This is a genomic window from Campylobacter sp. 2018MI13 (assembly GCF_018501135.1).
Lineage (GTDB): Bacteria > Campylobacterota > Campylobacteria > Campylobacterales > Campylobacteraceae > Campylobacter_E.
The window spans coordinates 1-9633 of sequence record NZ_JAHCZC010000072.1; the positions used below are offsets into that span (position 1 = coordinate 1).

The window sequence follows — 9633 nt, forward strand, 5'->3', positions numbered from 1 at the left end:
AAATTAAGATTAATTAAGTTATAAAAAATATAAATTACTATCAAAAAAAGTATGCAAACTATAAAATTATTTATTAACATTAATAAATTTTGTTTTAAGAATAGCCATATTATTAAAAGTGATGATAACAAAATTGCTACTAAGTTAAAATTTGTATTTGGATATAGTCTATTTAGTAGTATTGCTGCACTCATAATCATAACTGCACTCCAGCAAATTAAAGCTAGAAAATTGCAAAATGAAAAGAATATTTTGCCATTTTGTGAGTAAAAATATTTAAGACTACCCATAGCATTGCATTTTAGTTTAGTACTAATATACATCATAGCAAAAAATAAAATTCCACCTAAAAAATGTCCAAAAAATATAGCAAATAAAGAATCACTTAAAATAAGACCTGAAAATAAACTACCGGCTTCAATTTCAGCTAGCGAAATACTAGCTCCAAGCCACAAGAAAAAATTACTCATACAACTCTCCATAAAATCAATTTATGGGAATGCTAAGAAAGGATTAGAAAATTTTGCATCTCCCTACGCTGGCATTACCCAAACAGGTTCAAAGGGTCAAGACTATTACGCCTACTCTCAGCTTTCGCTCCCCTAAAATTATTATTCTAATTAAAATTAGTTATGAAATAGATATATAAAATATTACAATAATTATTTGTTATATTGCAATAATTTCTTAATTTTTAATATAAATAATCAATATATTTAATACTTATTTTATATATAATTAATTGTGTAATTTTGTAACAATTTTAGTTAAGTTTTTTATATTTTTACTTTTCTTCACATTTTTTCACACTACAATTTCAAAAAGGAGAAAAAATGAGACCAGAAGAGTTAAGAGCTTTAATTTCTAAAAATGAATTCAATAAACCTACAGCAGGGGTTTGTAAAGGTTATGTTCAAGCTAATCTTGCGATTTTGCCTAAAAGTGATGCTTATGATTTTTTATTATTTTGTCAAAGAAACCCTAAACCTTGTCCTTTAATTGAAGTCTTAGACGCGGGAGAATATCTTACAAAAACAAGTGCAAATAATGCAGATATTAGAACGAGTATTCCTAAATATAGAATATATAAAAAAGGCGAATTAGTAGAAGAGACAAGCGATATTATTAATCATTTTAAAGATGATTATGTGAGTTTTTTAATAGGTTGTTCGTTTTCATTTGAAGCAGCTTTATTAAATCATAATATACCTTTAAGACATATTGATGAAGATCATAATGTGCCTATGTATATTACAAATATTGATTGTGCAAGTGCTGGTAAGTTTTATGGAAAAATGGTTGTTTCAATGCGACCAATTAAACATAAAGATTTAATCAAAGCTACAACCGCAACAGCTCTTTATCCTAGCGTGCATGGAGCACCTGTTCATATAGGAAATCCTAGTGTAATAGGTATTAAAGATATTAATAATCCTGATTTTGGAGACGCATCTACTATTTATCCTGATGAAGAATGTGTATTTTGGGCTTGTGGGGTAACTCCGCAAAGCATAGCACTTACTAGTAAGCCTGATATTATGATAACTCATTCTCCTGGATATATGTTTGTAACGGATAGAAAAGATAGCGAATATAGTGTGTTTTAGTATTAAAAAAAATAAATTTAAAGGATGATTATGTATAACAAATTTAAAATTACAAGCGAAACTTCATTGCTTTTATATCTTGAGCCTCCAATAAGCATAGAAAAACAACGCCTATGCTATGCACTTAATTTAGTAATTAAAGATATGCCTTATATAAAAGAAGTAGTGGTCGGAATGAATACTCTTTATGTCTTAACAAGTGATTTAAATTATAAAGATTTATTGGATTTACAAAGCAAATTAAATGAGTTAATTACTAGCACTAAACCACTAGAGCTATCAGGAAGATTAATTGAAATTCCTGTTGATTATGGTGGGGATTTAGGACTTGATTTAAAAGTAATTGCAAAGGCTAAAGGTATGAGTATGAGTGAGTTTGCTAAATTACACGCCGAGCCTATTTATGATGTTTATTTTATAGGTTTTCAACCAGGATTTGCATATTTGGGTGGATTAAATGAGATTTTACACACTCCAAGGCTTAGCACCCCAAGACTTAAAATTCCAGCAGGTTCGGTTGGTATAGGTGGAGCTCAAACAGGAATATATCCTTATCAAAGTCCAGGTGGATGGAATATCATAGGAAATACAAAGGCAAAATTATTTGATGTAAATAGCGAAAATCCGAGCCTTTTAAAAGCAGGTGATAGATTAAAATTTGTAATCAATAGCATTAAGGAGAGATTATGAAAATTACAAAAATATCATCAATTGCAACTATTCAAGATTTAGGTAGGTTCTCGTATAAAGGTTATGGGGTAAATGAGAGTGGGGCTTTAGATAAGTGGAGCTTTATGTTAGGTAATGCTTTATTAGGAAATGACTTAAATGCACCTGCAATTGAAGTGATTTTAGGTGGGATAGAAATATATTGTAATAAGGCAATGACTTTTTGTATCACAGGGGCAAATTATGAAGCATTCATAGATGAAAAGCCAATTCATAATAATTATAGAATTAGAATAGAAGCAGGAAAAACTCTTAGATTAATAAGAGCTATGTCAGGAATGTGTGCTTATATTTGTGCTTATGGTGGTTTTAGTGCTGATTTTGTTCTTAATTCAGCTTCTACAAATCTTAGCGCATCTTTTGGTGGATTTAATGGTAGAGCATTAAAAGTAGGCGATGAATTAAGCATAGGTTCAAGAATGAATTTATCTCAAATAGCAGTATCTAGGATAAAACCAAGAGATAAAATAAGAATAATTAAAGGTGCTGAATGGGAGCTTTTTAGCGATGAAGCAAAGCATAATTTATTAAATCAAGAATTTAATATATCAAGCTCAAGTAATAGAATGGGATATAGGCTAAATAGTGATTTTAAACTTAATTTAATCAATGAATTAAGCTTGCCATCTCACGGAGTTAGTGCAGGAACTATTCAAGTGCCAAGTAGTGGAGAGCCTATAGTTTTATTAAAAGACGCACAAACAACAGGCGGTTATCCAAAAATTGCTCAAGTAATTGAAGCTGATTTAGGGCTTTTTGCTCAAAGTAGAATTAATTCTAAGATTAGTTTTGAATTAGTAAGCATTGAAGAAGCTCTAATGGCAAAAAAAGAAAGAATTTCACATATAAATCAAATAAAGGAGTATGCAAGTGAGAATTGATTTTAATTCAGATTTAGCTGAAGGTATGCAAAATGATGATGAGATATTAGCTTTAATAAGCTCTGTTAATGTATGCTGTGGGCTTCACGCTGGCGGATATGAAGAAATATACAATACTTTAATTAAAGCTAAAGAATATAAGCTAAGAATAGGAGCTCACCCAAGCTTTAATGATAGGGCAAATTTTGGAAGAACTAATGAGAATTTAAATAAAGAATTATTACAAGCACTACTTGCTTATCAATTTGGTGCGATTAAGCAAATGTGTGAATTGGTAGGTGTAAAATTAAGCTATGTTAAACCACACGGAGCTTTATATAATATGGCTTGTGTTGATTTAGACTTAGCAAAAAATATTGCAATAGAAGTTGCAAAATTAGGCAAAGATATAGCATTAATGGGGCTTAGTAATTCTTGTTTAATTAGTGCAGCAAATGATGTAGGTATTAATAGTATTAGTGAAGTTTTTGCTGATAGAAGATATACAGATGATGGTTTATTAGTATCAAGAACTAAAGAAAATGCTTTAATTGAAAATGAAGATGAAGCAATAAATCAAGTATTAAATATGATAAAACATTCATATGTAATCAGTGAAAATGGTAAAAAAATTAATATAAAAGCTGATAGTTTATGCGTTCATGGAGATAGCAAAAAAGCACTTTTATTCGCACAAAAAATCAAAAAAACTTTAGAAGAAAACAATATAAGCATAAGGAGTAATTAATGAAAAATAATAAAGCTATATTAGGTGCTGCATTTTTAATGGCTACTTCAGCAGTTGGACCTGGATTTTTAACTCAAACTGCTAGCTTTACGCAAAGCTTAGGGGCTAGTTTTGCTTTTATTATTTTAATGTCGGTTTTAATGGATATTGGGGTTCAATTTAATGTATGGAGAATTATTGCAGTTAGTAAATTAAAAGCTCAAGATATTGCTAATAAGGTCTTTCCAGGTGTAGGATATTTATTATCATTTTTGATAATTTTAGGTGGACTTGCATTTAATATAGGTAATATTGCAGGTGCTGGACTTGGATTTGAGACTATTTTTGGGATAAATCCTATTTTAGGAGCTTGTATTAGTGCAGTAATTGCTATAGGTATTTTCATTAATAAAGACGCAGGTGCACATATGGATAGATTTGCTAAGATTTTAGGTGCTATATTAATACTTATAATAATTTATATTGTGTTTAAATCAAATCCACCTTTAAAAGAAGTGGCTATTGAGACATTTGCTCCATCAAAATTTGATGCTTTAAGCTTAGTTACTTTAATAGGCGGAACGGTTGGCGGATATATTACTTTTTCAGGTGCTCATCGCTTACTTGATGCGGGGATTTGTGGTGTTGAAAATCTAAAAGAAGTTAGTAAAAGTTCGGTTTCAGGAATAATTATAGCTAGTATTATTAGGGTATTTTTATTTTTAGCAGTTTTAGGGGTTATTTCTTTAGGCGTTAGTTTAAATCCTAACAATCCAGCTCTTACTCCTTTTGAATATATTTTGGGTAATTTTGGTAGTGTTGTTTTTGGTATTGTAATTTGGGCTGCTTCTATTACTTCAGTGGTTGGTTGTGCTTATACATCAGTTAGTTTTATATCAAGCTTTAGTCCTTGGCTTAAAAAGAATGAAAACAATATAATAATAGCCTTTATTATATTTTCTACTTTAGTATTTTCAACTATAGGAAAACCAACTGCAGTATTAATTTTGGTAGGGACTTTAAATGGTTTTATATTGCCTATTGCTTTATGTGTGATATTAATTGCAGCTTATAAGAAAAACATAGTAGGAGATTATAAACACTCTAAATTACTAGCTTTAATAGGTTGGTTAATTACCATTGCTATGGCGTATTTGTGCTATGTAACTTTAATGAAATATATAAACTCTTAAAATAATTAGAATTTGAAATTAATATTTCAAATTCTAAAACCCCTTTAGCTTATTGTCTATAACCAAAAGTTATTACATAAGCTTCGTTTCTTGGTATAAAAAGTTCATCTTTTGGCTCATATACTCCTTTTGCCATATCCCAAGGAAAATATACATCAAGATTGCAATCTAAGCCATTATATTGTGTAAGTTGCAAAGTCCCTGCGAAAATTTGCTTGTGTTCTCCTTGCCATAAAGCATTTGTTGAATACAATTCATCATTTTCATTTGGTAATGTAAAAAATAATTCATATTCAATAGGAGCATTTTTTATTTTTTCTTGAAAATCTTTTGCTAAATAATCATTACTTGTTGTTTTTATTTCTTCTTCGCTTAAAAATTTAACTCCATCTTTTGGTTTAAAAGTCCATCTAGCTGGAAATTTGTTATTGTTTTTATCATCAAAGAAAAAAGTATGAACGCTGTAAAATTGAGTATTAGCAACGCTTTTTGAAAACCCTATATTTTTAGTATATTCTGCAAAATTTTTAAAAGACTGAACTTCGCTAAAAGCTTGTTTTATTTTTTCTTTATTTACATTACCATTTTCATCAGGTAATTGCATTTCGTGAAAATATCCAAATTCTTTTAGAGTTTTTTGCAAAATTAATTGGATTGCTTAGCATTACCATAGTCCAATTATCATTATCTCCTTCTAGCTTAATAGCTAAACCCCTTGCTTTACTTTTATCATTTAATTCACCACCACCTAAAGAAACTCTTCCATTTACAGGTATGTTTTTTTGTTTAAATAGCTCAATATTGAAATATTTATTAATATTACTATCTGGCTTAAAAACTCCACTTACGCAAAAACCCTTATGATGATTTGGTTTTTTGCTTTTATCTCCCATAACATTCAACTTTACAATAATATCTGCTAGTTTTTGAGCATCATATTCTTTTGTAGCAATTTCTTCATTTATATTGTTAGCATACAAACTAATTGAAAGGGTTGTTGCGACACTAATTTTTATAAGATTTTTCATTTTTATCTCCTTAATATAAATATAAAAAATCTTATAAGATAAATATTAATAACTAATAATTATTTTTAAGTAATAATTAATTATGTATATCAAATATATCTAATAAAGTAGAAGTTACTTCTTCTATGCTTTTATTTGTGATATTTAAAAATGGGATATTGTTTATCTTCATTAAAAATTCTGCATTTTTTACTTCATTTTTACAATTAATTATACTTGCGTATTCAGAATTAGGCAGCCTTTCGTTGCGTATTTCACTTAGGCGATATGGGTCTATGCTAAGACCAAAAAGCTTGTTTTTATAAGGTTTTAAAGCATTAGGCAAAGCACAAGCCTTAAAATCATCAGGAGTTAGTGGATAATTTGCTACCTTAATTCCATATTGCATAGCAAGATAAAGGCTAGTTGGTGTTTTTGCTGATCTTGAAACCCCTATTAAAATTATTTGAGCATTATCAAGTGCGTAGATGAATTGTCCATCATCGTGCTCTAAAGTAAAATTAATAGCTTCTATTCTATTTTGATAATTTTTATTATGAGTGTTTGAGTGAGATAGACCTTGTTTTATGCTTGGTTTTACATTTAATTTATTTGAAATTAAGCTAACAAAAGGCTCTAATAAATCTATAAAAACACAATTAGAATTCTTAATATGATTAGCAATATTTACATTAATTAAAGTGCTAAATGCTAGCGGAATATCGGTTTTTGCTAATTCATTAATTTTATTTGCAACCTTAATCGCCTTTTCTTCAGTATTTATAAAAGGTTCTCTAATTTGTGTGAAAACATATTCATCTTCAAATTGAGCTAATACCGAGTGAGCAAATGTTTCAGCGGTTATTCCTGTTCCATCACTTATAAAAAACACAATTTTTTTATTTAATTGTTTCATTTAAGTTATCCTTGCTTGTTAAAATAAAATAATTCTATCAAAAAGGAGTGTGAAAATGGAATATGTTTTAGCTTTTTCAAAACTTAGAATGAGCGATGTAGAAATAGTTGGTGGTAAAAACGCTAGTTTAGGCGAGATGATTTCAAATCTTGCTAGTAGTGGGGTTAGAGTGCCTGATGGTTTTGCAACTACAGCACAAGCTTTTAGGGATTTTTTAAAATACAATAATTTAGATGAAATAATTACTAATGAGTTAAAGAATTTAAATCCTGATGATTTAGATGCACTTGCTAAGTGTGGTGCAAAAATTAGAAGCTTAATAACTAAAGCTAATTTTCAGCCTTTATTTTTAGAGCAAATCATTAAGTTTTATAAAGAATTAGATAGCGATGGGTTAGGCACTTTTGCTGTTCGTTCATCAGCTACCGCAGAAGACTTGCCTGATGCTTCTTTTGCTGGTCAGCAAGAAACTTTTTTGAATGTTAGTGGAATTGATGATATATTGGATAAAATCCGTTTGGTTTTTGCATCGCTTTATAATGATAGGGCGATTTCTTATAGGGTGCATAAGGGTTTTTCACATTTTGAAGTATCGCTTAGTGCTGGTATTCAGCGTATGGTAAGAAGCGATAAAGGAAGTAGCGGGGTTATGTTTAGCCTTGATACTGAAAGTGGATTTAAAGATGTTGTATTTATCACTTCATCTTATGGATTAGGCGAATGTGTGGTTCAAGGCTCGGTGAATCCTGATGAGTTTTATGTATCAAAAACTTGCCTAAAAAACAATAATAAAGCAATAATCTCAAGAAAAATCGGCTCAAAGCTAATTAAGATGGAATTTAAAGAAGAAAGAAAAGCAGGAGAAAACGCCGTAAAAGTAGTAGATGTAGCTAAAAATATGCAAGATAAATTTAGCTTAAATGATGAGCAAATAAACGAACTTGCAAGATATGCTTTAATTATAGAAGAACATTATCAAAGACCTATGGATATAGAATGGGGATTAGATGGATTAGATGGTAAGATTTATATACTTCAAGCAAGACCTGAAACCGTTCAATCTCAAAAGAAAAAAGATATAAGCTATAAATTAAAAGAAGAATCAAAAGTCCTAATAACAGGTAGAGCAATAGGACAAAAAATAAGCGTTGGGGTAGTTAAGGTTATAAACGATATTAGCGAGATTTCTCGTGTAAATGCTGGAGATGTAATAGTTACTGATATGACAGATCCAAACTGGGAACCTGTTATGAAAAAAGCCGCAGCAATAGTTACAAATAGGGGTGGTAGGACTTGTCATGCAGCAATTATTGCAAGAGAGCTAGGAATTGGTGCAGTTGTTGGCACTAGTAATGCTACAACTATATTAAAAGATGGAGATTTAGTAAGCGTTAGTTGTGTTCATGGAGATGAAGGTAGGGTTTATGAAGGGGCATTAAAATACGAAGTAATTGAAAATGAAGAATTTGAAATGCAAAATTGCGGTGTAAAAATAATGATGAATGTGGGAAATCCTGCATTAGCATTCAAATTCGCACAAATGCCAAATGATGGTGTAGGACTTGCTAGACTTGAGTTTATTATAAATAATCACATAGGCATTCATCCTAATGCTATTTTAGATTACGACAATATAAATGATGATTTAAGAAATAAAATAAATGAAGCTAGCAAAGGCTATTCTAATGCAAGAGAATTTTTTGTATCAAAATTAGCCGAAGGTATAGCTACAATTGCAGCTGCTTTTTATCCTAAGCCTGTGATTATTAGACTTAGTGATTTTAAGACTAATGAATATAGAAAATTATTAGGCGGAGAATTTTACGAAATGCACGAAGAAAACCCCATGCTAGGATTTAGAGGTGCAAGTAGGTATTTAGCTCCTAATTTTGCGGAATGCTTTAAGCTTGAATGTGAAGCTTTAAAAATAGCAAGAGATGAAATGGGGCTAAATAATATTGAAATTATGGTGCCTTTTGTAAGGACTTTATCACAAGCAAATTCAGTTATAAATTTATTAGCGAAAAATGGCTTAAAGCGTGGTGTAAATGGCTTAAGAGTGATTATGATGTGCGAAGTGCCTAGTAATGCTATTTTATGCGATGAGTTTTTAGAATATTTTGATGGTTTTAGTATAGGCAGCAATGATTTAACCCAGCTTACTTTAGGACTTGATAGAGATAGTGGAATGGATATTTTAGTGGCTGATTTTGATGAAAGAGATGAAGCGGTTTTATTTATGTTAGAAAGAGCAATTACAGCTTGTAAAAAAGCAAATAAATATGTAGGAATTTGTGGTCAAGGTCCAAGTGATCATATAGATTTAGCTGTTTGGCTAAAACAAAAAGGCATTAGCTCAATGTCGCTTAATCCTGATAGCGTTATTAGCACTTCAAAACGCCTAGCTAGTATTTAAAAATAGTTAATTTACATTGCTAAAAACAAAAAAGCAATGTAAATTTATTTTTTTTCAAACTTTAAGAATAATTTAAGCTTAAAGAGATAGAATACGAGCTTTATTTCACAAATCAAAACTTAAACAGAGCATTTAAGCTAAATGTTCTTTCTAGGTTTTATTTAATTTAATTCTATGT

At 29.9% G+C, this 9633-nt stretch carries 7 protein-coding genes, 2 pseudogenes and 1 riboswitch; of the genes and pseudogenes, 6 read left to right on the forward strand and 3 right to left on the reverse strand.

The features are described 5' to 3' along the window. The coding region (locus KJQ99_RS07490; protein ID WP_214150428.1) for an SLC5/6 family protein at positions 1 to 470 on the reverse strand (470 nt) is incomplete at its 3' end. Between the two features lie 43 nt (positions 471 to 513). After that, a riboswitch (TPP riboswitch) is annotated at positions 514 to 614 on the reverse strand. Between the two features lie 216 nt (positions 615 to 830). On the opposite strand from KJQ99_RS07490, the pseudogene KJQ99_RS07495 reads away from it, so the two are divergent. From KJQ99_RS07495 to KJQ99_RS07515, 5 genes and pseudogenes are all read left to right on the forward strand, one after another. Continuing rightward, positions 831 to 1607, forward strand: a pseudogene (locus tag KJQ99_RS07495) (putative hydro-lyase); the annotation flags it as partial. A gap of 30 nt (positions 1608 to 1637) precedes the next feature. Further along, the gene (gene pxpB / locus KJQ99_RS07500; RefSeq protein ID WP_214120413.1) at positions 1638 to 2297 is read left to right on the forward strand and encodes a 5-oxoprolinase subunit PxpB; all 660 of its coding nucleotides are present in this window, start codon (positions 1638 to 1640) and stop codon (positions 2295 to 2297) included. After that, positions 2294 to 3217 (forward strand): 5-oxoprolinase subunit C family protein, encoded by a 924-nt coding sequence (locus KJQ99_RS07505; RefSeq protein ID WP_214120412.1) that lies wholly within the window; start codon positions 2294 to 2296, stop codon positions 3215 to 3217. The genes pxpB and KJQ99_RS07505 overlap by 4 nt, the downstream gene beginning before the upstream one ends. After that, positions 3207 to 3944: a 5-oxoprolinase subunit PxpA gene (locus tag KJQ99_RS07510; protein WP_214150429.1), complete on the forward strand. Its 738-nt coding sequence runs from the start codon at positions 3207 to 3209 to the stop codon at positions 3942 to 3944. The genes KJQ99_RS07505 and KJQ99_RS07510 overlap by 11 nt, the downstream gene beginning before the upstream one ends. After that, on the forward strand, positions 3944 to 5116 hold the full coding sequence (locus tag KJQ99_RS07515; RefSeq protein ID WP_214118343.1) for an NRAMP family divalent metal transporter: 1173 nt from the start codon (positions 3944 to 3946) through the stop codon (positions 5114 to 5116). The genes KJQ99_RS07510 and KJQ99_RS07515 overlap by 1 nt, the downstream gene beginning before the upstream one ends. Before the next feature lie 49 nt (positions 5117 to 5165). Here the strand turns inward: KJQ99_RS07515 and KJQ99_RS11310 are convergent. Together KJQ99_RS11310 and ppsR are read right to left on the reverse strand one after the other, a co-directional pair. After that, positions 5166 to 6144, reverse strand: a pseudogene (locus KJQ99_RS11310) (catalase). Between the two features lie 76 nt (positions 6145 to 6220). Next, positions 6221 to 7039 (reverse strand): posphoenolpyruvate synthetase regulatory kinase/phosphorylase PpsR, encoded by an 819-nt coding sequence (gene ppsR, locus KJQ99_RS07525; RefSeq protein ID WP_214120410.1) that lies wholly within the window; start codon positions 7037 to 7039, stop codon positions 6221 to 6223. Positions 7040 to 7094: 55 nt separating this feature from the next. Here ppsR and ppsA point away from each other — a divergent pair, with 55 nt between their 5' ends. Further along, the gene (gene ppsA / locus KJQ99_RS07530; protein WP_214150430.1) at positions 7095 to 9455 is read left to right on the forward strand and encodes a phosphoenolpyruvate synthase; all 2361 of its coding nucleotides are present in this window, start codon (positions 7095 to 7097) and stop codon (positions 9453 to 9455) included. Positions 9456 to 9633: the final 178 nt, after the last annotated feature.

What these genes read in the sequence shown, in the direction of transcription:
- KJQ99_RS07505 (WP_214120412.1), top strand. Translation starts at nt 2,294, where the DNA reads ATGAAAATTACAAAAATATCATCAATTGCAACTATTCAAGATTTAGGT.
- KJQ99_RS07515 (WP_214118343.1), top strand. Translation starts at nt 3,944, where the DNA reads ATGAAAAATAATAAAGCTATATTAGGTGCTGCATTTTTAATGGCTACT.
- ppsA (WP_214150430.1), top strand. Translation starts at nt 7,095, where the DNA reads ATGGAATATGTTTTAGCTTTTTCAAAACTTAGAATGAGCGATGTAGAA.
- ppsR (WP_214120410.1), bottom strand. Translation starts at nt 7,039, where the DNA reads ATGAAACAATTAAATAAAAAAATTGTGTTTTTTATAAGTGATGGAACA.
- pxpB (WP_214120413.1), top strand. Translation starts at nt 1,638, where the DNA reads ATGTATAACAAATTTAAAATTACAAGCGAAACTTCATTGCTTTTATAT.